This window comes from Paenibacillus pinihumi DSM 23905 = JCM 16419, assembly GCF_000422505.1.
Classification (GTDB): domain Bacteria; phylum Bacillota; class Bacilli; order Paenibacillales; family Paenibacillaceae; genus Paenibacillus_D; species Paenibacillus_D pinihumi.
Genome location: NZ_KE383866.1, coordinates 140,133 through 165,506 on the forward strand (window position 1 = coordinate 140,133; position 25,374 = coordinate 165,506).

Consider the following 25,374-nt stretch of genomic DNA (forward strand, 5'->3'; position numbering starts at 1 on the left):
TTACACTTAATTTTCAGCAATTTCATCATAGCAAAACCGGATTGGTTTGACAACCAAAATTTACAATTGTATACTTTTCACCTTTCAAATTGATCTTGATAATAATATTGGGATCGATTTTCAAAGATTTTATTTCTTTTTTCACTTAAATCTTATATACTTATACAGTAATTATTCACTAAAAAACGAGAAGAGGCGAATCAGATTGGCATTGTTGTTTGATAAGCAAACGTCCCGCTGGCTGCTTCAAGGTAAAAACGTATCTTATGGTTTGGGCGTTGACCAGAACGGAACTTTAAAACACTTATACTTTGGTTCCAAGCTTCCATTTGTATCCGATCTTCCGGATGTGAATACGGCGATCCATCATTCTTCATTTGAGCCGTCCGGCGGCATTTTGCAACAGGAGTACCCCGCGTGGGGCGGGATGTACTACTATGAGCCTTGCTTGAAAGCGACGTTCTCTGATCAGGTACGCGATACAAGACTTGTGTATAAAGAACACCGCATTAATGAAGGCGCTCAGTCCGATGAGCTGGTTATCGTATTGAAGGATACCCACTATCCTCTGCTCGTCCACCTTCACTATCGCCTGTTCCCTGAGCATGATATTATCGAACGGCATGCCGTTATCGAAAATATTGGTCAAGATGCAATCACATTGGAGCAAGCGCTTTCTGGAACCTGGCATGCGCCACGCGGTGACCGTTACCGCTTGACTCATTTAGCAGGAAAATGGATTGAAGAGACGCAAATCTATCAGGATGAAATTACACCTGGCAAAAAGACAATCGAGAGCAAGCGCGGCAACACCGGCGTTCAGGCAAACCCTTGGTTTGCTATCGACCGCGGTACAGCTGATGAGGATCAGGGCGAGATATGGTTCGGAGCGCTCGGCTGGAGCGGAAACTGGAAAATTACCGTTGAGTATAATCCGTTTAAGCTGCTGCAAGTATCCGGCGGTGTCCATGACTTCGACTTCTCTTGGCATCTTGAGGGCGGCAAGTCCTTCCAGACACCTGTATTTTCCGGCGGTTACACACGCGGCGGCTTCGGCCAGGCAAGCCGCAACTTCCATCAGTATCAGCGCGAGCATGTGCTTCCGAAGCCGATCGCTGATGGTGTAAGACCGGTTCTGTACAACTCCTGGGAAGCTACTTACTTCGATGTTAATGAGCAAGGTCAGACCGCACTTGCCGAGAAGGCTGCTGCTATCGGCGTTGAATTGTTCGTTATCGATGACGGCTGGTTTGGCGAGCGCCACCATGACCGTGCCGGTCTTGGAGACTGGACCGTCAATCCGGAGAAATTCCCGAACGGCCTCAAGCCGTTGATCGACAAAGTCGAATCGCTGGGCATGAAGTTCGGGATCTGGGTAGAGCCGGAGATGGTGAACCCGGACAGCGAGCTGTACCGCAATCATCCGGATTGGGTATACCACTTCCCTAACCGTCCGCGTACCGAGAGCCGTAATCAGCTTGTATTGAATGTAGGGAAGCCTGAGGTTCAAGCGTTCATGTTTGAATCATTGGATAAGCTGCTGAGCGAAAACAGCATCTATTTCGTGAAATGGGATATGAACCGTTCCTTTAGTGAACCGGGATGGCTGGATGCGCCGAAGGAAATTCAAAAGGAAATCTGGGTCCGCCACGCGCAAGGTCTGTATGACATTATTGCACGCCTGCGTGAAAAGCACCCGCATGTTGCCTTTGAAGCTTGCTCCGGCGGCGGCGCGCGTATTGACCTCGGTATCATGAGACTGACAGACGAAGTATGGACGAGCGACAATACCGATCCGTATGACAGACTGTACATTCAAGAAGGCTATTCCTTGGCATACAATGCGCAAGCCATGATGTGCTGGGTAGCAGATTCCGCTAAATGGGTGAAAAACCGTCCGACTCCGGTTGCTTACCGCTTCCACTCTTCCATGATGGGCTCGCTTGGAATCGGCGGCAATCTGACACAATGGTCCGAGGAAGATTTGGAAGAATCCCGTCATTGGATCGCAGAGTACAAATTGATTCGCCACATCGTCCAAAAGGGCAACCAGTATCGTCTTCTCTCTCCAAGAGCAGGCAATACGACGGCTGTTCAATATGTATCTCATGACCAAACCGAATCCGTTCTGTTCGCACTGAAGTATCCGCAAAAATTCGGAAATCCTTCTCCAAAAGTTTATCTGAGAGGGCTGAAAGAAGATGCGCTCTACAACGTAACGGATATTGAAGAGCCGGTTAGCGGCAGCGCACTGATGTTCAGAGGCATCGATCTCAACCTCTACGACGACAATGCGAGCAAAATGATCAAAATCAATGAAGTAAAAGCTTAATCATTGCTTCAGCTTGAATAAGTTTGCTAAACAAGGTACAACCAGGGGCTCAGTCCCGCAGGTTGTACCTTGTTTGTGCTGAACTTTCACTACTCCCCCCGCCTCTTCCGTCAACTCACCCTTTTCTATATCCCTTATTCTGTATGTCTACTTTCGTGTGATTCTGCCAATTATACTTATGCGTCTAACTTCTAATGCTCTGTACTTCATTATTCCCCCTCTCCCACCTATACGTTTTTTCCTCTCTTTCCCGGCCAGCCTTATCAATTTCTCAAAAAAATCCTCTCACGTGATTAGAATTCGTCAGAATGGCAACTTCTTTATATAGAAGGAACATGCCTTCAGGATCATTTAGTTGATTTTGTCCGTTAGAAATGATGGTGCAGGGTATTAAGTTCTTAATGGATAAAAGGTCCTTTTTCTGTAACGCGTTTCATGATTCATTCAGGGAAATCGGTCTATAACAAAATCTAAGAGCGATCTATTGAATCGCAGATCGTCTTAGATTTCTACGCGAAAAGTTACTGTCTAGTAATCCTTGGCAGATTCGTTTACGCTGGGCAATCGGAAGAGCCCTTTATCTCGGAGCCTGTCACCAAAATACCGCTAAGAGTCCTGTTTTTAAATCTTTGTTTAAATCTATTTTTATAAAGAATTAAATTTTTTTCTGACCGAATGAAAAATATGGCCTTCTTGAATTGTATTCATAGTGAAAGGAGGAAATGAAGTGCCAGATTCATATGAGCTCAATGAATCCCTACAGCAAGCGGTTATCAACTACTCGGAAAGTCTTATCAAAATTGCCTTTACTTACTTGAAAAGCGTTGCTGATGCAGAAGAAGTTGTGCAGGAAGTATTCATCACCTATCTGCAAAAAGCTCCTGTATTTGAAAGCAGCGAGCATGAAAAAGCATGGCTGATCCGAACAACCATTAATCGAAGCAAGAATGTACTTAAAACGGGCTGGTTCCGTAGCCGCAATCCGATTCCGGAGCACTTGAGTTACCTCCCGCAGGAAGATGACACGGTAATGCAAGCCGTTCTGGCCCTGAATAAGAAATATCGGCTGCCTATCCATTTGCACTATTACGAGGGATATTCCATAGATGAAATCGCTGAAATTCTTCATGCAAAACCTGCCACTGTAGGTACTTGGCTGGCGCGGGGACGCCAGCACTTAAAAGAAGCCATAGGAGGTTCCGATCTGTGAAGAGAAACCGATATAAGTCGGCGATGTCTCGATTAAAAATCAGCGAGGATTTTCAAGAGAGAACCTTGCAACGGCTAAGTCAGGAACAAAAAAATATGAAACAATCATCCAACATTAAAGGAGAAATTAACATGAAAAATACAACTACAACTTCGAATAAATCCAACAAAAAAACAATTATTGCCTGGTCTGCTGGTCTTGCCGCTTGCGCTGTACTTACACTCGGGATCTACTCCAGCACGCAAAGTACGACACCTGGACTGCCAAATGTAGCGGACAATCAGCCGGGCACAGTAACGAATCAACCGCCTGTAACCAAGCAGCCGCCTACAACAGGCAAGCAAATGGCCAATATCGATGGCGTCATTACTGAAGTCAGCAAAGACGGTAACAGCTTCAAAGTCGGTGACCTGTGGGTTACTGTGACCAAAGATACCGAGTATGGCATTACAGGCCCTACTGCGCCAAAGCCTTCTGATCAGCTCGTGAGCAAAGAATTCAAAGTCGGGAATGTTGTCTCCGGCTATACTTCTCAGGACGTGAGCACTGGCAAAGTAACAGCTGAGCGGATCTATAATAACTTCCCTGTTGCGCCAACAAGTCAAGCACCTGTTAAAGGCAAAGCATTAGCTAATATCGATGGCGTCATTTCTGAAGTCAGCAAAGACGGTAACAGCTTCAAAGTTGGCGACCTGTGGGTTACTGTGACCCAGGATACAGAGTTTGGCATTACAGGCCCTACTGCGCCAAAACCTTCTGATCAGCTCGTGAGCAAAGAATTCAAAGTCGGGAACTTTGTCTCCGGTTATACTTCACAGGATGTTAGCAGCGGCAAAGTAACCGCTGAACGAATCTACAATAACTTTGGCGCACAAAAATAATAGCTCCCAAGGCATCATTATTCCCCCCTTCATGATTAACTGTCTTGAAGGGGATTTTTTTGCTGCCATATTCCAATATTTATATATTTAAGATGGAATTTCAAATGCATTTATTATAAAATAGACTTAATAATACGAAACTCAGTTTCACACAACGGAACAATAAGGAGAATGCAGATGACGTTTACATTTGAAGGCATCGATCATATTCAATTGGCAGCCCCTCCGGGATGCGAGGCGGAATCGCGCAAGTTCTTTGGGGATCTGCTTGGCTGGACCGAGATTCCAAAGCCGGCAAGTTTGCAGCCACGCGGCGGTGTCTGGTTTCAATGTGGCATCCATCAGGTGCATATTGGTGTCCAGATGGATTTTAGGCCGGCCGCCAAGGCACATCCTGCTTTCACTGTGAAGGATATTGCCGCGTTGCACCTTCATCTGAAGAAGCACAATTTGTTCGTGATCGAGGATGACGCCAGAGACGAAGAAGGCGTGCAGCGGTTCTATTTACATGATCCGTTCGGAAATCGCCTTGAGTTACTCGAATGGGACTCCTAATTTCAATCCATAAACTCCAGGCCACAAGCGGTGTTTTCTGCTTTCATCGCTGCTGCGCCTGGAGTTTTTTTAATGACAGGTTAACTTTAAAGCAGTTTAGCATGGTAAATAATCTCATAATACCCACTTGACAACTATGATTAATGGGATTATATTATTTGAAAATACTTTGATAATAGATTATCGAAATTTGATAATCCATTAAATTCGAATGGAGGAATCCGCTCCGTATCAACAGCGAATTTAGCACAATTAAAATGGCGGGTCTGGTTACGAAAGGATGGCGATTTCAACCTACATAGACTGCAGTGCATCCAATTTTTCTTAATATGACTACGAATGAAGGAAGGTTTTCCAATGAAAAAGCTTACCTCGTTACTCACTCTAACACTCGCACTGGTCATTCTTCTGGCAGGCTGCGGACAGCAGTCAAGCGCTCCTGCCTCCTCCGGTACAGATTCCAAAACATCCGCAGGGCAAGAAAATGGAAGCAAGGACACAAGCACAGACGAGAATACACTGGATAAAATCAAAAAGGCAGGAAAAATCGTGATTGGCACAGGCGGGAACTATCGTCCTTTTAACTATATGAATGAAAAAAACGAGTTGATAGGCTTCGATATTGAATGGGGTAAAATTATTGCCGAAGGTCTGGGTGTTAAACCCGAGTTTGTAACCGGCCAATTTTCCGGTCTTACACCAGGTCTGCTTGCAGGGAAATTTGATATTTTGCTGGCTGGCGTAAACGTTACAGATGAACGGAAAAAATCGGTAGACTTTACCGAGCCTTATGCGCGTGATGGTGTGGTCGCGGTTATCAATAGGGAAGGCGGCAACAACCCTGCTGATATTCACGATCTGAAAGACAAAGTTGTCGGTGTGATCGGAGGAGCTACAGCACAAGCCGTTGTGAAAAACATCGGAGGCTACAAAGAAATGAAGGAATATCCGGGAGGAACAGAGCTGTTCAAGGATCTGATCAACAAGCGCGTCGACCTCGTCTCGATCGGTCGTGATGCAGCAGGCGATTATATCAAAACGTCCCCTGACGGCTCCAAGCTGGAGATCGCAGGAGAGCCTTATACCATTGTGGATGTCGCGATCCCTCTCCGAAAAAACAATACGGCGCTGAAGGAAGCGATCGATAAAATCATTCTGGAGAAAAAACAGGACGGAACCTACCAAAAGCTTGCTCAGGAGCACTTCGGACTGCAATTTGATAAATAAGCTCTTTTCGGCCTCCGCACCGGTCGTGTAAGCTGCCGGGCCCGGAGGCCGATGCCGTTTTTTGTACATGCAATAATTAGAGAAAGGAGCCATTGGATTGAACTTTGAAACCGTCGCTCAAGTACTTCCCTATCTGCTAGAAGGGGCTGTCGTCACCTTTGAAATTTCAATACTGGCCATTATTATCGGGACATTGCTCGGTTTCTTATTGGCTGTGCTCCGCCTGTCCCCTAATAAACTGATCCGGTTTGCGGCTGCCGCTTACATCTGGATATTCCGGGGCGTTCCGATATTAATGGTACTGGTATTTATCTATTATACGCCCCCGTTCGGCATCACATTGTCCGCCTTCGCCGCCGGATTGTTGGGCCTCTCCTTCAACGCTGCCGCTTATAAGGCGGAAATCATCCGGACAGGACTGCTCGCAATCCCGAAAGGCCAGATTGAAGCTGCGGAGGCCATCGGGATGACACCGTGGCAAATTCTGATCCGCATTCGAATTCCGCAAATTGTCCGGTTCATTCTGCCAACTTACATTAGCAATTCTGTCGCACTGCTTAAAGAATCGGCCCAGGTATCGGTCATTACCGTTCCCGACCTGATGCTCAATGCGCAAAGCCAGTTCAGCAGCACCTACCTGCCCTTTGAAACCCTTGGCGTAGCAGCAGCACTGTACTTGTGCATGACCAGCATTCTGATGACTTTGCAAATCTTTACGGAAAGAAAATTAAAGCTTCATGCGGGCCGCAAATAATCGGCTGATGCCGCTTATCTATTCAGGGAGGTTAGAACCATGCCGGTACTTGAGCTGGTGAATCTTAGCAAGACATTCGGTACGAAAACGGTAGTCCAACCCACGAATTTCTCCATTCAAAAAGGAGAAGTCGTTTCGGTTATCGGTCCCAGTGGAGCCGGGAAAAGCTCCCTGCTGCGCATGATCAATCTGCTGGAGATTCCCTCCTCCGGCCAGATTATACTGGATGACAAGCCTGTCTCCTATGCACTTAACAGAGCCCATCAGCTGACCTTCCTCTCCAAATTCAGACTGAGCAAGTTCAGAAGCAAGGTCGGGATGGTGTTCCAGCATTTCAATCTGTGGGAGCATAAGACTGTGCTGGACAATATTATTGAGGGTCCGATCAAAGTCAATAAGAAGTCAAAACGTGAAGCCACCCGTCATGCAGAGGAGCTGCTGGCACGTGTAGGCCTGCTAGAGAAGAAAAATGATTATCCGGGCATGCTCTCAGGAGGGCAACAGCAGCGTGTCGCCATTACACGGGCACTGGCTATGGAACCAAGTGTGCTGCTGTTCGATGAGCCAACCTCCTCCCTGGACCCGGAGCTTGTGGGTGAGGTGCTGCAGATGATGACCAAGCTCGCCGAAGACGGAATGACAATGATTGTAGTGACCCATGAAATGCGGTTCGCGCGTCAGGTGTCCGACCGTGTGCTATATATGGAAGAAGGACGAATTGTTGCTGAAGGAACACCGGAAGTTATTTTTGAATCTCGGGATAACCCGAGGCTGACACGCTTTTTCAGCAGCCTCCATGGTTAAGCATGGAGGCAAGCACATGCTTGGATTACTGACACTGGGGCATAGCCCAAGAGATGATCTCAAAGCATTATTTCATACCTATGTCCCGGAACATGTACCTATCCTGATGGAAGGCGGGCTGGATGAATTCACAGAGGAGCAAATCCAACAACTGACGCTGATGCACGGCACTTGCCCGCTCCATGTTGTTACCAGGGACGGAGCGCTCATTGTCCAGCAGGAATCTCTGCTTGCTCCGCTATCTGCGAAAGCCTGCAAGCTGGCCGATACCGGAGCATGTCTGATCGTTCTGCTATGCGCCGGAGATTTCCCGCCGATTCTGTCGCCAGTACCTGTATTGCTTCCGGGCCGTCTGCTGGAAGGAGCAGTTCGTTCGGTTGCAGCAGGCGGCAGACTCGGTGTTATCGTACCTGCTGACAGTCAGCATCGTGTAGCGGATCGGCGCTGGAGGCTGGCAGGCTTCGAGCCCGTCATCATGACCGCTTCGGTGTCTGGTGGCAATCATCTGCTCGCAGGCAAGCTCCGCTCCGCTGGTGTCCGGCAGGTCGTACTGGACTGCATCAGTTTCTCCTCTGACTTGCAGCAGATGCTGCTCCGGGATCTGCGAATTCCGGTATGGCTGCCCTCAAGTCTCGCTGCGCATGCGGCAGCGCAAATGCTGGTTGCGCATTAAGCTTTAAAGCTTGCCCTATCCTTGGGCTAGCCAACTGTCTTCTCTTCCGAAATTACTTGCTATAGACGGCTCCCAAAATGGAAAAAGACAGCCTCTGCCGTCATTGCATAACGACCTGAGGCTGTCCCGCCAACACTCACTATTCGTTCAAATACGTTTTCACCCGGTTTTGAATGAGCTTGCTCGTTTCTTCAGCTGACTTCTGTCCTTTAAGGAATGGATCAAACTCTTCAAAGAAAATATCGATCACTTTCGAATCTACATTGTTCTTTTCTTGCGGCTTGCTATTCAAAATATTTTGTATCGCCTGAAGAGTTTCATTCAATGTTTTTTCATCCGGAATCTCAATGTCTGCTGCCGATTCGTCCTGATCCAGGGATTGTCCGGCCTCTTTCAATTTCGCTTCCGTTGCATCCTTATTTACTGGAAATCCGTTCAGATCCGGGGAAGTTTGTATTTCTTCCGATAGCATAAATTTCAGGAACTCCCATGCTTCCTTTTCAACTTTGGATTGGCTGTTCAAACCAAAATTCATGAAGGACTTAAGCTCCAGGCCGTTCCCTTGCCCATTCAGGGTAGGCTTCATATAAAATCCTTTTTTCGGGTCCAGCATTTGAATTAAAGATCTTTTCGGATCATTAAAAGCACTCAGACTAAACAGCATTTTGCCCATATCATTATAGGAGGCCTCTATCAGTTTTTCATCATACATCTTCTTGACCTGATTCATCATGTCCCGGAACGGATCAGAATCAAAACTGACATTCCCTTTTTGGACAAATGTTGCATAATTATCAGTAATGAAATCCGCCATAATCTGGTAGGGATTCACAAAGGCTGAATACTCTTTGCCTGCTTGCTCTTTCATTTTTTTGGTTATGTCCGCAAATTGTGCCCATGTCCATGTCTGATCATCGATATTAACATTGTGTTTCTTCAATAATTCAGCGTTCGCTTGCATCACTTGGACATAAAAAGAAATCGGCATCGAGTAAAGTCCATCCCCGTTCCAGGAGGATTGCAGAATATTTTGGTAATAGTGATTTTTATCAAAGGAAGGATCCTTTGCGAACTTCTCATTGAAGTTAACCAGCACTTTCTTCTCGATAAATTTGTCTTCCGGCAACAGATCCATTGCGATTAAATCCGGGCCCTTACCGGATAGCACCTCTGTTGTAACAGTCTGAACATATTTTTCTATATCTGCTTTTGTCAAAGCGGCCCTCATGCCATTGCCCAAGTCCGGATTAGCCAGATGCTCTTTGATTTCAATATGAATATCCGGATTCAGCTCTTCAAATTTTTTGGCCGCATTCTCCAAGAAAGCATCCTTACTCATAACAGAAACCACTACTGTCTTTTTGCCGTCCGGTGTTTTAATATCTGGACCTGCATCCGGATTTGTTTTGCTGCTGCAAGCCGTTACAAGCATGAGGGCTGCCAGCGCCAGAAATGTCCATTGGGTTTTCATCGTCTTTTTCAACTTCATCATCCTTTTCACTTTAAGCTGCCATCTCAATGCCTGTTCATTTACCTCGATCTCCTATTCGCCCCATCTCTCCTTCCATCTCTGTACCTTCATGCTTGTTACAACTCGTAAAAGTTATAACGCAAGGCCCCATTTTGTCTGACTTATAATTCATACTATACAGACAAGAGCAATTTAACATTTGGAGGAGATATAGAAAAAGTAAGGAAAAAGTATGTAAGCTGTGATTCTCAATTCAAGAGATTCATACACGATTCGGAAAAATAGCAGCCGTTAAGATCAGGAAGAAAAATCAAAGAACCCGCGAAAGTCCTCTTAAACTCAAGGTTTATCGCAGGTTTAAATTTTCACTCAAAATGAATAGCACTTCATGAAAAAGCAAGACAGAAATGAACCTGAATATTCATTCCTGTCTTGTTATATAGATGTGCAGGTGTCTTATCCCTGATAGCTTTCCTGTCAGGCAGCAATCAAGTGCCTGTTGAAAATTTGGGACGTCCCCCTCAATTTGCCTGATGAGATCCTTTGCTTTTGTATATCATTGATCAAGCTTGGCTGCCAATAGTCAAACCTTTCACTTCATCATGTTGTCCGGCGCTGCTGATATTAGATTTACGCTTCTCCCGAAGCAGCAGCAAGCCGATGAATAACGACGCGGCTCCAATAAGAATCAGCATGGCGCCCATTTCTAAACTATAGGTGGCCAACTCCCCGTTCCGGTATGCCATGCCGCGCAGAATGCGGTTAAGCCAGTTCATCGGCAACGGCCAGGCAGTAACCTGGAAAAATAGCGGCAATGCAAGCGGGCTTAACTGAATGCCTGTAACCAGGAAAGAAGGATATACAATCAGACTGGTCCTGGATCCTGCTTTCGCCGGGTCTTTGGCAGAATAGCCAAGAAGCATTCCCAGCAAGGACAAAGAGAAAGAATACAATAGTAACGGGACGGCGAATAGATAAGGCTCTGCTGCAAAGCGCAAGCCTCCTGCCTGCTTCAATACCCCGTAACTTAGAAGCAGCGAAATGGTTGTCAGAACTGCATAAGGAACAGTGCGCAACCAAAGCTGGAGAGGAGAATATCCGCCTGCAATCAGTTTCCCTTCTTTACGGAGTCGTGGAACTATGGACGCTGTGGCGCCAGCTGTAAGCATTAGAGCGACAATATTTACAAATCCGATAACCATTGTTCCGACAAGACTTGTAGTCGGGTTGAACAGCATTCGCTGCTGCAGCGACAAAGGAGCAATCAGCCCTTTCGACGTTTGGGCATTAAAACCTTGCCGGGCAAGGCGGGTCATGGATAGCGTCGCATTTTCCGTCGTAACGATTTCCTGAATGGCCGTTCGAATACCTGTAAGGCCTGAAGGCATTGAATTGTCCATTAATATTCCAACATTGGATGACAATCCTTGCAGCTTGCGCAGTTCCAGCCCGGCAGGAAGCACAATTACCGCGACAGCCTGCTCATTAGCCAGCAGGGTTTCAGGAGGAATCCGGTTTGGAAATACATTGGTCACCTTCATATATTGGGATGCATCCAATTTGGAAATTAATTCTCTTGAATACGCACTATGATCCTCGTCAATTATCATAACAGGCGACTCGCTAATCTGATTTTGGGAGAACATAAACCCGAAAAATATGGCTGCAATGAGCGGAGCGATAAAAATCCCCATGACATATTTGCTGCCCGCTACGTGCTTCCACTCGTCAATTAGCGATTTCATCGAGGTTCACCTCTGCAGTCATGCCCGGCAACAGATCAGCTGCCGCATCTACGGAAATTCTGACGGCATACATGTTCAAGTCTGCCTGCCCTCTTTCACGCGTCATGCGCAAACTCGCAAACTGTGGAGCGGTCGCAACCGAAGCCACAACCCCGCCAATCTCGGCGGAGTGCTCCACATAAGGAAAACGAATCTTAATGCTTTGACCGGCCTTGAGCTTTTGAATCTGATTTTCTGGTACATAAAAGTCCGCATAGTAATCATTTTTTTGTATAATGGCAACCGGCAGACCCGGGCCAACCCGATCTCCCGGTTTTACTGCGATTTGACTAACCACCCCTTCAGTTGGCGCCAATACATCTGTCTCGCCTCCTTCTGCAGCTTTCACTTCAAATAAAAGGTCACCTTGTTTGACGAAATCCCCGATCGCTGCATGAACTTTGACAATCTCCCCCGGGTTTTTGTCATAAATCACATTTTTCTGCTCCGTTTCAAGGATAGCCTGTTTTCTGTTCTCCGCCTTGCTGACGGCATCTGTCCCTTTCACAGCAAGAAGAGTGCCTCCTGCAACAAGCAGGATTGCGATGATAAAATATAAAGAGGATTTTGCCTTCATGGTCCGATTCTCCCTCTGAATCTGATTCTTTGTTATTTCTTCATTTTTTTAACCGCATTTTCAGCGGCCTCCATAATCACTTCACCTAATGTAGGATGGGGGTGGATGGTCATCGCCAAATCCTCCACGTTCGCCCCCATTTCAATGGCCAGAGCAAGCTCCGAGATGAGGGTCGACGCTTCTGCCCCTACGATTTGCGCGCCCAATAAAACCCCGGATTCCGAATCCGCTATGACTTTGACAAACCCTTCCGCCGCTTTCAGCGCCAATGCCCTGCCGTTAATGCCGAAAGAAGACTTCCCGACAACAACCGGAATCTCTTTTGCTTTGCATTCTGTTTCGCTTAGGCCCACACTCGCCAATTCCGGGTCGGAGAAAACGACAAGCGGCATCGCTTTATAATCAAGGGCGGAAGCTGCACCGGCAATCACTTCGGCTGCAACCTTGGCTTCATAAGAGGCTTTATGGGCCAACGCCGGACCGCTGATAATATCCCCGATTGCAAAAATATGGGGGATTGCCGTTCTGCATTGCGTGTCTGTGTCAATCAATCCTCTGGCCGTTGTCTGCAGGCCGATACGATCCAGCCCCAGGCTGCCGTCAGTATTCGGTGTTCTCCCAACGGTTACTAACGCATATTCAGCTGTAATCGACTGCTGCTCTCCATTTTTAGCATAATAAAGGGTAATATCATTCACCCCCTGCTCTGCTTTGGCAGCAGCAGCTTCTGTTATGATGGTAATTCCTTCAGTCTTCATCTGCTTTAAGACAGGAGCGACAAGATCCGCTTCGAACCCAGGAAGAATTTGCGGACCTCCCTCCAAAATCGTGACCTTGCTGCCAAATTTGGCATACATTTGTCCCAGCTCAACGCCAATATAGCCGCCACCGATCACAACCAGGCTTTTTGGAATATCAGCAAGCGACAGTGCTCCGGTTGAAGATAATATACGATTTCCGAATGGGAATGCCCGAAGCTCTATCGGACGAGAACCGGTTGCCAATATGGCATGTTTAAATGAAACAATCTCCTCAGTTCCTGGCTTCTTGACAACAACCGTATGGTCATCAATAAAGCTTGCTTCTCCTTCCAGAATCGCAACTCCGGCGTTTTTTAGCAAAAAATGAACCCCGTTTGCCTGTTTATTTACAACTGCCTGTTTAAAATTCTGGGCATCTGTAAAGGAAGCAGGATTCTCAACACCTTTTAATTGCGCCTGCATTTCATAGCGATGCGCTTCTCCAATTAATGCTTTGGAGGGAATACACCCTACATTGGTGCAGACTCCGCCTATTTGGCCGCGCTCTACAATAACTGTTTTTGAACCAAGCTGCGCCGATCTGACTGCCGCTGCATAACCCCCCGGACCTGAGCCAATAACCAATGTATCGATCTGGTGAAACTTATTCATTTACGTACACCTCCAAATTTAAAATATGATGAACATAATATATTATAGTCATAATATTTTAAAAGCGTCAACGTCTACTTCTAAAATTGACTGCCTACATTATGATGATTATAATATTTTACAAACAACTATCGTTAAGAGGTGATTGCTATGCCATATCCTAAAGGCCATATGGAAAAAGTACGTGGGCATATTATTGAGAGTGCTGCCAAAGCATTTCGTACGAATGGAATACGCGATATCAGCGTCCCTGCTATTATGAAAGGCGCTGGTCTTACACATGGGGGGTTCTATTCCCATTTTAGCAATAAAGAGCAGCTGGTCTTGGAAGCTTGCCAATACGCCATACGTGATACCATTTCACTTTTGCAGCAGGCGGCTGATCAGGAGGTGAAGGAACCGAAAATTCATGCGGCTATTCGCTATTATCTTAGTGCTTACCATCGTGATCAAACCGAGATGGGATGCATCCTCCCAGCTCTTTCCGGTGAAATCTCCCGAATGTCAGAAGAGGTTCGCCACGTCTTTACTCAAGAGGTAAAGCAAATGATTGATTTTTTCTGCGGACTGGCAGAAATCGATTATTCAAAGGGAAGTGCATTGCTCAGTCTGCTGGTTGGGACAGTTGTATTGGCTCGTTCTGTTCATGATTCTGAACTTAGTGACAGCTTGCTTGCCTCAGGGAAGCAGCAAGCCTATGCGTTGCTGGCATCCTGAGCGTATAATCTTATATCCTAATCAAAAAATAAGACGATCCGAGAAGATCGTCTTATTGCTCAGACATTTACAAATTTGCCGTTTGAAATCTGCAAATTCCCTTTTGTTTCAGAAGCTTAATGAATAAACCGCCCTGCACCGACCTGTTTTGGAAACCAACCATTTTTGCGTCGGTCGTTGAATAAAAATCGGTCATGGGAACGCGGCTTTCCGACTGATCATACGCATGCCACAGACGATCAACAATGGACGTGAAATCCTCCTCACGATCACAAAGCGTGGCACTCCACACCAGCCAATCAGATTTGGTATAGGTGTTTCGGTTATCCAGCATCAGTCCATACAGACCGGAATGCTGTTCCCTGTAGGCTTTCGTCTCCTCCTTGAATGTATCCTCAGGGAATAAATCCAATCCAAAGACTTGGTCCCAAACGGCATTGTATTTCATACTGAAGGAGCCGGGACGGTCAAACGCCAGACGGAACGTCCCGTCTTCATTTGCTGCCATGGCCAGCCATTTATCTGTCATGGATCTGGCGACTTTCAATAATTCTTCCGCCTTCTCTTCTTTCCCTGCCATTCGGTTCAGAATGGAAAAGCCGGCAATCCCCATGATGGCCTTGATTGACAAATTGCAGTTATGGGCCAAGTGGCCTGCGAAATCATCCGTACATAGTTGATTGTCCGGATCCACGCCGTTTTTAATCAGATAACTGCACCATGTCTCCAAATGGCTCCAATTCTCCAACGCAAACGAAGCGTCATTTTCCGCAATCGCCACGGCTGCTGTGCAAATCAGCATGTTGCCGCATTCTTCTACCGGCATTTGCCACGTCGGGCATGTTCCATGGCTGTACACTTGCCCGTTTACAAGAGGGTACGTACCTGCATCGTGGGGAGCGAAATCATAATGCCAAATATCCCTTGAAGCATAATTGAAAATTGGACGAAGCATCCCCTTTACCAGTTCAGGATTATAGATCAAAAATTGTGGGATGGACGGATAAGTCACATCAACAGTTGCAGCGCAGCCGTTGCTGAAGTTTTCCTTGGAGATAAACAACACCTCCCCATCGGAATCTATACATATTTTATGGGCCGCAATAGCTTGCCGGTACGCCAGCGACACCAGCTCAGCATACTTCTCATTGCCTGCTTCCACCGCCTCCTGATACAGCTTCAATGAAAACTGTTCGCATTTTTCATAAAGACTGTCGTACTCGTTCAACGCTTGGGTGATTGCGTCTTCGATGGTTCCCCCGTCTTTTTTCCAATAGGCATCGAGCGGCTCCTTGAAATATTCAATGGATTTGATATCGTCATAGGCGACAACAACGAGTCCTTCGGTATGTTCCTCCGTATTTAACGGGATCGAGAGGACCATGGTATGGTTTAGGGTATTGTAATCATTGACAGCCGCTGTTGCCCTTATTTCAGCCTTTTCATGATTGGAAGCCAGATACACATATCCCCAGTTAATTCTAATGTCATCTCCGCATTGGGCTAATATGTGCTGACTTTTGCTCCCCACCCTGCCGCAGGCCAGACCTCGTTCAGTGAGGTCCGTATATACGGTTGGAAATTCATATTTTAAATTTTGGCACAGCTCGTCATCGACCGTAAACGTAATCGTCACATCATGGTTTTCCCCGTCATTGGTTTTCACTTCCGCATGAATGTAAGATACCGGTCTGGACAGCAGCTTCAAATCATCCATCAGAAGAGGCGTAGTAAATATGATTTCTAATTGAACCTCGTCACAAGCAAAATTGTATCGGGTTGAGAGTGCAGTTATATCCAGACCTGTTTGTTCGAGTTTCGGGATGTTTGGATTAACGCCCATAAAGAGATTCTCTTTGCCATCCACAACAGCAGTTCCGGTTAAACGATGAGGCTTACCCGTCCAATGCCTGGTGTCCGATTCATGCAGTTTATCCCCCATTGACCAAACGGAAAAGTAAGGATCAACGGTGATTAATGGAACAGCCGGAGCCCGCATTTTCATTTTAAAACCCTCCTGTTTTCACATGATTTCAGTATGATTGCAAATCAGCTACACTGATTATGGTTTAATTTATCATGCTAAATCGTGTATTATAATAGGGAAAATAATAATAAATGTGAGGATTATCATCATGCACGAGAAAATTTATAACTTTTGGCATCTGTGTGATCCCAAGCTCCCATTGAATGTTGTCATGTCAGGAATCTCATATTGCGATAAAAACTACCGGATTGAGCGGCACGGGGAAAACCTGTTTTCGTTTGAATACATCATCGACGGCAGTGGTGTTTTGGAAATCAATTCCCAAATTGTATACCCGCAAAAAAATGACGTTTATATTTTGACACGAAACAGCGATCATACGTACTATTCCAGTGCGGAGCATCCCTGGATCAAAATTTGGGTCGTTTTTTACGGGGCATTTGCCGAATATTTGTTCAAGCAGTACCTGCCTGCAGATACGTATATCGTAAAGGACTGTAATATTTTTTCTTACATGAATGAAATCATCAACATCTCGTCGGCGACCCAAAAAAACTATTCCAAACTGATCGACGAAGTGTCTGTAATGCTGTTGAAAATCATTTTGCATTTAAAAAATCATCTGGACCATAAAGTCCTTTCCGCCGCTGAGCAAATTAAATTATGTCTGGACACCAACATCGAGAACCGGCTGGATATTAATGATGTGTGTGTAGAGCTCGGCTATTCCAAAAATTACATCATCAAGCTGTTCCGGGAAACGTATGGAATCACCCCTTACGCCTATTACAGAACACATAAAATCGAGCTTGCCAAGCAATATTTGCTGAATACGAACCTCAATATCAATGAAATTTCCACAAAGCTGAACTTCGCGGACCAGCATTATTTTTCTTCGTCTTTTAAAGCCATTGTCGGCGTTTCTCCGTCTGAATACCGCAACAAAAATAATAAAAACGTATATGGCGGCGATCGTGAGTAACGGAGGGCTGAAAAAAGAGAAAGCCTTCTATAAGAAGTGCTTTCCCTTTTCGGTTCAATGCTTATAATCCCATTCCAGGCTACTCTATTTTCTCAGCGCCTGTGCCGGCTCGGTATGGATCAGCCTATAGCTCGCCAGCATGCTCATGACGATAATCATCAGCACCGTGCTTAAGATTGAAGCGGCTATCTGTATCCCTGAAATTTGAACCGGAATCTCGTATAACCTGCTCGCCAAATCCAAGGCGGCAATGAGTATTCCATTTAATACGACAGCCGCTGCGGACAAACAAGCGTATTCATTAAGAATAACCTTCCGGATCATTTTTTTATGAAATCCTAATGCGGCCAGCAATCCGACCTCTTTATACCTTGCATTTTGCAATTTGAACAAGAGCAGCATGCTAAGTCCAATACAAATGAGGAGAATCAGGCATGATACCACCAGAAACAATTGTTTGAGCCCTTGAAAGGTGTTTTGAAGGGCCAGCACTTCTTTGGATGCATTTTTACTTTCAATGTTTTCCAAGCGCAAATCTTCACTCACCTGAACAATATCTTCGAAGTTTATGACATCATAACTAATAGAATAGCTCTCTTCATTATTAATCCCCTCATATAAAGCTTGTTCCACATCCGAACTGACAAAAAAGTCATCATAATACGCGTTAAAAATACCGGCTACGGTTTGGGAATACTGTTTCCCGTTATAGGTCAAAATGAGTTTCTGTCCGATGAGTTTGCTCAAATCACCCGTAAATTTTTTTGCAAGGCTGGGACTGACTACGATTTCATTTTTTCCTCTTGCCGGCATATGGCCGAAGGCCATGCTTTCTGTAGCTTTGGGTAGCGGATATTTCGCAGCCATCACCTCACTTTTGCCATTCATGGTCAGGGTGATATCCTTTAAAATATACTGCTGATATACATTTTCCAGGCGGACATCCTTCTGAAGCATTGCAAAAACGGTATTCATATCTTCTGTTTTAATATATCCGTTATTGAAAGCTGAGTTTTTGTCCTTGAAATCAGCAATAGCCTGATTCATTATATTGCCGGATGATAATGAGAGAATAAAGCCAAGCGTCCCGATTGAAACGGCTAGGCTGACGGCAAGATATCGCATCAGACGGATACTGAAATTTTTAAAAGCAAGTTTGCGCAAATTCGGTTTTACAGAGCGTCCTGCCGCAATGGGCCGCAATTCATGCTTATGGACAATCTCCTCTTTATCCGGTTCTGTTTTTAAAATTTTGCCTTCCTTGATTTGAATGATTTCATCCGCAAATTCACATACTTTTTTATCATGCGTAATGACGATGACCAGCCTGTCCTTGGAAATCTCTTTTAGCAGGGACATCATTTCACTGGCATTACTTCGGTCAAGCGCCCCTGTCGGCTCATCAGCCAGAACCATGGATGGGTTGTTAATGAGCGCCCGTGCGATAGCCACCCGTTGTTTTTGCCCCCCGGACAGATCTTCAATTTTGGCATTCTGTTTATTCCCCAGGCCCAGCGTTTGTAGCAAGTTCTGCGCACTTCGCAGGTTCTGCTCCTTCCCCTCAGCATTCAACTCACAGGCCAGCATCACATTGTCCAGTGCAGTATATCCGCTTAACAAATGATAGTTCTGAAAAACAAACCCTACATCTTCCCGCCGATAGGCGCAAAGATCGGCTTCTGATAATTGACGGATATCGGTGCCGCGAACCGTTATTTCCCCTGTATAGTTCCGGTCGAATCCAGCCAGCAGATTAAAGAGTGTGCTTTTCCCGGAACCCGAAGCGCCAAGCAAACATATCAGTCCCCTGCCCGGAAAGGAAAAATCGGTATCGTCAAAAACAGAAAGCTTCCCAAATGCTTTTGATAAATGTTTAATTTGGATCATTAGCGTTCACCTGATTTCAGTGTTGCTGTAATTTTCGTCGTTCCGTAAACAATGGCTTTGACACCAAAAACGATAGCCGTCATAAAGATGATAATGGCAACGCCCGTCAGAAGCATCCGGGAGCTTAATAGGCTGACAGAAAAGAGAGACTGCGTCAACATGCTGATAAGCGGTGAGCAAACAAACAATAAAAGAATGGCGCACAGTGCCTCTATCCACACTTCCATAAAGCTTACTTTGTTTAAATGGCGATTAATAAAGCCGCTTGTCATACAAATCGCATACTCGCGTTTTCGCAGCAGCGCAGTAACCAGCGTTAAAGCAATCAGCAGCACGAATGCCAGCATCCCAACCACACGGCCTGCAGATCCGCTCTGCTCGTTAGCTTGCTTATTTAGCTTTAACAAGTCTTCAACAACGGTAAAACGTCCCGAAGGCACTATGCCTTGCTTGAATAATTCATCTTTGATGGAAATCATATCAGCTGGCGTTTTCGGACGAATAAGGAAGTTGATATTATTGTCGAGAATGCCTGCCTGTTTTCGCAACTCCTGCAGCGTAGCCGTGTCAAAGAAAAAACTATCTTTGATGGAATAGTCAAACGGCTTGCCATCTTTCTCATAAACAACTTTTGTATCTATGACCCCGACAACGGTGACACTGGTCGACACGTTAACGTTCTCACCCGTATTCTGATTGTAAATCGTGGCCGAGAAGGTGATCTTCTTGTTTATAATATCTTCATTGGCCAGCCCCAAATTTTGGACAAAATTCTCTGGAACTGCGACTTCTTGGGCATTGTTTGCCGGCATCTTTCCCGCAAGCAGTTTGTTGAATTTCGGCATGGAGTTGCTGGACTCTACCGCATGCTCCTGTCCGTCAACATTAATGACGATGTCTCTAAACGGATACAAGAGAGCGGTGAATTCCACCCTGGGATCATTGTTAAGCTTGTCAGACAGGCCGCTGATATTCTGATCTACAGTGACATCCGGCCCGCCGGAATTTCCGCTGCTCTTCCCGCTGCCGTCACTGTTGGTAAAACCTTTGTACAGTTCGATATCCAGCAAGCTGTCCCCGTACGTTTTAAAAAGGTCATCAAAAGCATTTTGGCTCTGGTTGCCCACTACGCCGCTAATTGTGGTCAGCAGCAACACAGAAGCGATCAGCATCGTCAGGACGGATACACCGAATCGGCCTTTGTTTCGTTTCATATGGGTAACTGCCATCTTGAAAGCTTGGCCCAGCGTCATGACAGGCGCGACAAAATCTTTGGGCTCTATTACTGCTGCATTGTCATGATTGTGCTCGGCGTGAATAAGCTCTCCTTTGTCCAACTCGTAGATATGATCCTTTTCCCGAAAAAGGGAAACATCATGAGTAACAACGATCACAGTTGTATATTGAGAAATGGTCCGCAATATATTCATCGTAATCTTTGCAGTTTCTTCATCCAACGCGCTGGTTGGCTCGTCAGCAATAATCACTTTTGGCTTTTTCATGAGTTCTCTGGCAATGGCCACACGCTGTTTTTGCCCGCCTGACAAATATTTGACCTGCTTGCCGGAAAGCCCGGACAGTTTCAAATCTTTCAATAGCTGTTTGGCTTGGTTGACATGCTGTTTGCTTTTCAAATAAGTGGGCAGCAAGACGTTTTCGAGTACCGTCAATTCTTCAAGAAGGTGAAAGTCCTGCCAGACAAATCCGAAAACGTTGTTGTATAAATAGCTTTTTTCATTTGGCTGGAGGCCTTTAACCGGTTTGCCTTCATAAGTAACCTCACCCTCGAACTCCTGGTCCAGTCCGGAAATGATTTTGAGCAGCGTGGTTTTGCCGCTCCCGGAAGCTCCGAAAATGAAATTCAATCCTTTGGCTATCGTAAATGAAATGTTATTCAAGACGAATTCGCCGTTGTATTTCTTTGAAACATCAGAAATTCGAAACATGCCTATTCCTCCTGTATTGTGGTTTCTCATCCGCCTGTTTTGGCGGGATACAGGTAATATACCTTGTACGGCATTAAATCCTTGTTAAGAGTAAAATCGAATATCAATATCCCTGAACATTGCAAAATACACCCCCTAAAACGGATACGTTTTAAGGGGTGTACGCCACCAGATATCACTTTAATTTTTTTTCAAAGTAACTTCAAAACAACAACCGCCTCCTTTATTGTCTGTCAAATGTATTTCACCGTCATGCATGTTGATGATCGTTTTTACAATGGAAAGTCCGAGGCCGGCACCCCCGAGGTTCCTTGAACGTGAATTGTCCACACGATAAAATGGCTCAAAAATATTCTTTTTGAACTTTTCGGGAATGCCTATGCCCGTATCTACAATCTGAATGGTCGTCTGTGTCGGGTCCGACCAGCTACGAATCAGAACGTGGCCATTTTGAAAATTATATTTAATAGCATTCTCCACCAAATTGTAAAAAGCATGATAAAGCAAATCGCGGTTTCCCAAAACCCGGCTTTCATCGCTTAGCAGTTGCAAGGACAATTTTTTTTCGGCAGCGATTGGTGATAGCTCCTCTACGATATCCTGAAGGGTATCTATTAGATCAAAGGCTTCTTTATCGAAGTTCTCCGGTATATTCGTCAGTTCCAACAGATTATGGACAATCCCGCTTAGCCTACTTGTCTGTTTCTCGATTGTCGCAAGCAGTGCATTATATTCATCTATGGGATGTGTGCTTTTTTTGCGGAACACATCCAATTTTGTCCGAAGTACGGTCAAAGGGGTGCGAAGCTCATGCGCCGCGTTTGCGGAAAAACGCTGCTGCATCAAAAATGCCTCATTCAGACGATCCGTCATCGTATTAAAAGATGCAGTCAACCCTGCAATTTCATCATTTGCAGGAGGAACCGGCATCGTCTCCGATAAATTGTGTACCGTTCTGTTGATTACCTGTTCATTAAGATCGTTCAGCGGCTTTAAGGCATGTCCGGTTGCAATATAGGCGAATATGCCTCCTCCGATAATCGTAAGAAGCATATATAAAATGCTTTCCTTATGGTAAATCTGCCATGCAGTTTCATGAGAAGGCATTCTACCGGTTAAAATCATTTCCGTCTGCTTCATGTAATCGCTGCTGTTTGTATTCAGAACACTGCTTTCTATTGGACTGGGAAGTCTGTGTGTAAATTTGACCGCAGATATATTGAGGGTCAAGGTTAAGATGACACAACAAATCGTTAAAACCGCTACAATGACCAGGGTCAGACGCAAACGAATCGAGATTTTCTTCAGCACGATTCATCACACTTCCCGTTTACGATTCTGTAGCCCTCACCAATCTTTGTCGCAATAGGGTCATCATGAAGGATGGCTTTCAGTTTTTTCCTCAAAGAGGCGATATGAACTCGGACAGAGCCGCTAAAATGGTTCATATTTTGATCCCAGACATGCTCCATTAATTCTTCTTGACTGATCACCCGTTCCGGATTTAAAAGAAAATATTCTAAAATTGCAAATTCCTTTTTGGTTAAATGAATAGCCGTGTCGCCGATCCATGAAGTCCGTTTTGACAGATCAATGCTTATATGACCACAAGAAATAATATTATTCTGGTGAACAAATTTTTGTCTTAACAGATTTCGGATACGCGCTTCCAATTCAGCAAAATGAAAGGGCTTCGACAAATAGTCATTAGCCCCGATATCCAGTCCCTTTACTTTATCATCTACACTGCCCCGGGCACTGAGGATGATCACCTTTATGTCAGGCTTGTCTTCTCTAATTCTCAATAAAACCTCATAACCATCCATTTTCGGAAGGTTTAAATCCAGGATGATAATATCATAATTTTCGCAAAATACGAATTCTACAGCATCCTCGCCATTATCACATGTATCCACTGCATATCCTTCCATCCGCAGTCCGTCTGCTATGGCTTCTTGCAATTCGATCTCATCTTCAACAACCAAGATTCTCATAGTCTCTCCCCCTTGATCCAGTATACCTGCTTCCGTGTTAGATCTTTGTTAAGAACAAAATTTTGTTATCTAACTGTTTAATAACAGGAAACGATGGCTCAAGAAATTAGTATGACTTCATGGATGGGGTGTTATTCAAGTGATCGTTGAGGCCGATGTTTGTTAACTCTTTTTTATATTATCGGTTAACATTTACTTTACAAGACGCTTTTCTGTTTGTTAGAATGTCAGTATGATTGTTAACTTATTTTGTGCAATATTGGTTAACAATTAAATAATAGAACTTGGAGAGTGAACGTCTGGGGCCATGGCATCGGACATTTTACATGAATGATCCTTTGTACTTTTACATAAAAAGAATCTGAACGAAATGGGAAGGGTGATTCACATTGACAACGATAGAGGCAGTGAAGAATTGGATGGAATTGGCACAGAGTGCGCTTAGTGGGGAATGTCTGACGGCGGAGGAAGGGCTTGCCGTACTGGAAGCAGACGACGATGAAGTACTCCCCATTTTGCAAGCGGCCTTCCTGGTGCGCAAGCACTTCTACGGCAAGAGAGTCAAGCTCAACATGATCTTCAATGCCAAAAGCGGCCTCTGTCCGGAGGATTGCGGCTACTGCTCGCAATCAATCGTCTCAACGGCGCCCATCAAAAAATACACACTTCTTGACAAGGAGACATTGCTTGCTGGTGCGCATGAAGCGATGAACCGCAAGGCGGGCACTTACTGTATTGTTGCGTCGGGCAAAGGCCCGACAGACAAGGAACTGGGACAAGTCATTGAAGCGGTAAAAGAAATCCGTGCAACATTGCCGCTTAAAATATGTGCGTGCCTTGGCATATTGAAAGACGGACAAGCCGAGATGCTGGCGGAAGCAGGCGTTCACCGGTATAACCATAACCTCAACACAAGCAAAGCCAATTATCCGTCAATTACGCGGACACATACATACGATCAGCGGGTGGATACGGTCAACAAGGTGAAGATGCACGGATTGTCGCCCTGCTCAGGCGTCATAATCGGCATGGGAGAAACAAACGAAGAAATTATTAAGATGGCTTACGCCCTTCGTGAACTGGATGCCGACTCGATTCCAATCAACTTCCTGAATGCCATTCCCGGGACTCCACTCGAAAATTCGGGCCGTACCCCGGCTATGAAAGCACTCAAAGTGTTGGCGTTGTTCCGCTTCATCTGCCCGTCCAAGGAAATTCGCGTCGCAGGCGGCCGGGAAGTGAATCTTCGCTCGCTGCAGCCGCTTTCCCTCTACGCAGCCAATTCGCTTTTCGTCGGTGATTATTTGACAACAGAAGGCCAGGAAGTGACAAGCGACCACCGAATTATCGAGGATTTGGGCTTCGAAATCGAATTGTGTGCCCTTTGAGGCAGAGAGTATTGGAAGGAAACATGAGTATACAAAAGAAGTCTGCGTAATATTCCATTAAATGAAATATTACGCGGACTTCTAATAATAATGGTAAATATAAATTCACTGCTTAAGGACTCTTGCCTGGACAGATTAATTCTCAATGATGATATTGCTTAATTGAAGACGTGCACCATTCTCAAGGGTATCTCCCACAGGGCACTTGCTTTCCAGAAACCGGACGAACTCCTCTACCCTCTCCCGGGGTGCATCGGTCTTGATGCGGAAGGTGTAACGGATATCAGAGTAGCCGGCGCGGACAGGAGCCCGGTCAAAAAATCCGTCCAGATCAATATCACCCTCTACATCCACCTGAAAATCATCCAGCTTGATATCAAACTTGGGTGCATATACTCTGGCGACAATGGACTGGCATGCTCCCAGTGAAGCTAACAGCGCTTCTACCGGGTTCATGCCGGTATCTGTGCCCCCCAGGCTCTTCGGTTCATCAATTGTCAGTTCAAAATGTCTGGAAGTCGCCTTAACCTTAACTCCCTCTTGTAAATGTGCCGATGCTTTAAAGGTGTTCACTGCCATATCTGCATCTCCTCTAGGTATCTAATTGTATTGTCTTAAACACAGTTATTCGCTGTGTTTACTTATAATTTTAAAATTATTCTATTGTACTGTCAATCCTGAATAGAATCATATATTTTCAGAAAAAAACAAAAAAGGTCTAAAAGCTTCATAAACTTGTCAAGCCTTTAGACCTTTTCTTAAACTTCTACTTGTATTAAAAGCAACATACCTC

At 45.3% G+C, this 25,374-nt stretch carries 21 protein-coding genes; 11 read left to right on the plus strand and 10 right to left on the minus strand.

Features of this window, described 5'->3' with window-relative positions; translation table 11 throughout:
* Nucleotides 1–205 precede the first annotated feature (205 nt).
* The 8 genes from H583_RS0124380 to H583_RS0124415 all read left to right on the plus strand — a co-directional run bounded on the left by H583_RS0124380 (nucleotide 206) and on the right by H583_RS0124415 (nucleotide 8,436).
* A complete protein-coding gene (locus H583_RS0124380; protein WP_036710914.1) occupies nucleotides 206–2,332 on the plus strand; it encodes an alpha-galactosidase in 2,127 nt (708 codons plus the stop codon).
* Between the two features lie 727 nt (nucleotides 2,333–3,059).
* Nucleotides 3,060–3,542 carry an RNA polymerase sigma factor gene (locus H583_RS0124385; RefSeq protein ID WP_028562771.1) on the plus strand — a complete coding sequence of 161 codons (483 nt, stop codon included), beginning with the start codon at nucleotides 3,060–3,062 and terminating at the stop codon, nucleotides 3,540–3,542.
* A 131-nt stretch (nucleotides 3,543–3,673) separates the two neighbouring features.
* Entirely contained in the window at nucleotides 3,674–4,423 is a 750-nt protein-coding gene (locus H583_RS35640) for a DUF5666 domain-containing protein (RefSeq protein ID WP_154665978.1), read from the plus strand.
* A 177-nt stretch (nucleotides 4,424–4,600) separates the two neighbouring features.
* Complete coding sequence (locus H583_RS0124395; RefSeq protein ID WP_028562772.1) at nucleotides 4,601–4,978, plus strand: VOC family protein; 378 nt, start codon at nucleotides 4,601–4,603, stop codon at nucleotides 4,976–4,978.
* A 357-nt stretch (nucleotides 4,979–5,335) separates the two neighbouring features.
* On the plus strand, nucleotides 5,336–6,205 hold the full coding sequence (locus H583_RS0124400; RefSeq protein WP_028562773.1) for a substrate-binding periplasmic protein: 870 nt from the start codon (nucleotides 5,336–5,338) through the stop codon (nucleotides 6,203–6,205).
* Nucleotides 6,206–6,302: 97 nt separating this feature from the next.
* Nucleotides 6,303–6,959, plus strand: coding sequence for an amino acid ABC transporter permease (locus tag H583_RS0124405; RefSeq protein ID WP_028562774.1), 657 nt, complete (start codon nucleotides 6,303–6,305; stop codon nucleotides 6,957–6,959).
* A 39-nt stretch (nucleotides 6,960–6,998) separates the two neighbouring features.
* On the plus strand, nucleotides 6,999–7,763 hold the full coding sequence (locus H583_RS0124410; protein ID WP_028562775.1) for an amino acid ABC transporter ATP-binding protein: 765 nt from the start codon (nucleotides 6,999–7,001) through the stop codon (nucleotides 7,761–7,763).
* A 16-nt stretch (nucleotides 7,764–7,779) separates the two neighbouring features.
* Nucleotides 7,780–8,436 (plus strand): AroM family protein, encoded by a 657-nt coding sequence (locus H583_RS0124415; protein ID WP_028562776.1) that lies wholly within the window; start codon nucleotides 7,780–7,782, stop codon nucleotides 8,434–8,436.
* 139 nt (nucleotides 8,437–8,575) lie between these two features.
* Here the strand turns inward: H583_RS0124415 and H583_RS0124420 are convergent, their stop codons facing one another.
* The 4 genes from H583_RS0124420 to lpdA all read right to left on the minus strand — a co-directional run bounded on the left by H583_RS0124420 (nucleotide 8,576) and on the right by lpdA (nucleotide 13,680).
* The gene (locus H583_RS0124420; protein WP_028562777.1) at nucleotides 8,576–9,919 is read right to left on the minus strand and encodes an ABC transporter substrate-binding protein; all 1,344 of its coding nucleotides are present in this window, start codon (nucleotides 9,917–9,919) and stop codon (nucleotides 8,576–8,578) included.
* 551 nt (nucleotides 9,920–10,470) lie between these two features.
* A complete protein-coding gene (locus H583_RS34140) occupies nucleotides 10,471–11,652 on the minus strand; it encodes an ABC transporter permease (RefSeq protein ID WP_051236942.1) in 1,182 nt (393 codons plus the stop codon).
* Nucleotides 11,636–12,268, minus strand: a complete 633-nt coding sequence (locus tag H583_RS0124430; RefSeq protein WP_028562778.1) for an HlyD family secretion protein — start codon at nucleotides 12,266–12,268, stop codon at nucleotides 11,636–11,638. Before H583_RS0124430 ends, H583_RS34140 begins: the two co-directional genes overlap by 17 nt.
* Before the next feature lie 32 nt (nucleotides 12,269–12,300).
* A complete protein-coding gene (lpdA, locus tag H583_RS0124435) occupies nucleotides 12,301–13,680 on the minus strand; it encodes a dihydrolipoyl dehydrogenase (RefSeq protein ID WP_028562779.1) in 1,380 nt (459 codons plus the stop codon).
* A gap of 150 nt (nucleotides 13,681–13,830) precedes the next feature.
* Here lpdA and H583_RS0124440 point away from each other — a divergent pair, with 150 nt between their 5' ends.
* A complete protein-coding gene (locus tag H583_RS0124440; RefSeq protein ID WP_028562780.1) occupies nucleotides 13,831–14,397 on the plus strand; it encodes a TetR/AcrR family transcriptional regulator in 567 nt (188 codons plus the stop codon).
* Between the two features lie 67 nt (nucleotides 14,398–14,464).
* On the opposite strand, the gene H583_RS34145 is transcribed toward H583_RS0124440, so the two are convergent.
* Nucleotides 14,465–16,402 (minus strand): glutaminase domain-containing protein, encoded by a 1,938-nt coding sequence (locus H583_RS34145; RefSeq protein ID WP_036710919.1) that lies wholly within the window; start codon nucleotides 16,400–16,402, stop codon nucleotides 14,465–14,467.
* Between the two features lie 130 nt (nucleotides 16,403–16,532).
* On the opposite strand from H583_RS34145, the gene H583_RS0124450 reads away from it, so the two are divergent.
* The gene (locus H583_RS0124450; RefSeq protein WP_028562781.1) at nucleotides 16,533–17,366 is read left to right on the plus strand and encodes an AraC family transcriptional regulator; all 834 of its coding nucleotides are present in this window, start codon (nucleotides 16,533–16,535) and stop codon (nucleotides 17,364–17,366) included.
* A gap of 84 nt (nucleotides 17,367–17,450) precedes the next feature.
* On the opposite strand, the gene H583_RS0124455 is transcribed toward H583_RS0124450, so the two are convergent.
* The 4 genes from H583_RS0124455 to H583_RS0124470 all read right to left on the minus strand — a co-directional run bounded on the left by H583_RS0124455 (nucleotide 17,451) and on the right by H583_RS0124470 (nucleotide 23,193).
* Nucleotides 17,451–19,253, minus strand: a complete 1,803-nt coding sequence (locus tag H583_RS0124455; protein ID WP_028562782.1) for an ABC transporter ATP-binding protein/permease — start codon at nucleotides 19,251–19,253, stop codon at nucleotides 17,451–17,453.
* Nucleotides 19,253–21,199: an ABC transporter ATP-binding protein gene (locus H583_RS0124460; RefSeq protein WP_028562783.1), complete on the minus strand. Its 1,947-nt coding sequence runs from the start codon at nucleotides 21,197–21,199 to the stop codon at nucleotides 19,253–19,255. The genes H583_RS0124455 and H583_RS0124460 overlap by 1 nt, the downstream gene beginning before the upstream one ends.
* A 180-nt stretch (nucleotides 21,200–21,379) precedes the next feature.
* On the minus strand, nucleotides 21,380–22,510 hold the full coding sequence (locus tag H583_RS0124465) for a sensor histidine kinase (RefSeq protein WP_051236944.1): 1,131 nt from the start codon (nucleotides 22,508–22,510) through the stop codon (nucleotides 21,380–21,382).
* On the minus strand, nucleotides 22,504–23,193 hold the full coding sequence (locus H583_RS0124470; protein WP_028562785.1) for a response regulator transcription factor: 690 nt from the start codon (nucleotides 23,191–23,193) through the stop codon (nucleotides 22,504–22,506). The genes H583_RS0124465 and H583_RS0124470 overlap by 7 nt, the downstream gene beginning before the upstream one ends.
* Nucleotides 23,194–23,612: 419 nt before the next feature.
* Here H583_RS0124470 and bioB point away from each other — a divergent pair, with 419 nt between their 5' ends.
* On the plus strand, nucleotides 23,613–24,581 hold the full coding sequence (gene bioB / locus H583_RS0124475) for a biotin synthase BioB (protein ID WP_036711029.1): 969 nt from the start codon (nucleotides 23,613–23,615) through the stop codon (nucleotides 24,579–24,581).
* Between the two features lie 135 nt (nucleotides 24,582–24,716).
* Here the strand turns inward: bioB and H583_RS0124480 are convergent, their stop codons facing one another.
* Nucleotides 24,717–25,160 (minus strand): OsmC family protein, encoded by a 444-nt coding sequence (locus H583_RS0124480; protein WP_028562787.1) that lies wholly within the window; start codon nucleotides 25,158–25,160, stop codon nucleotides 24,717–24,719.
* Nucleotides 25,161–25,374: the final 214 nt, after the last annotated feature.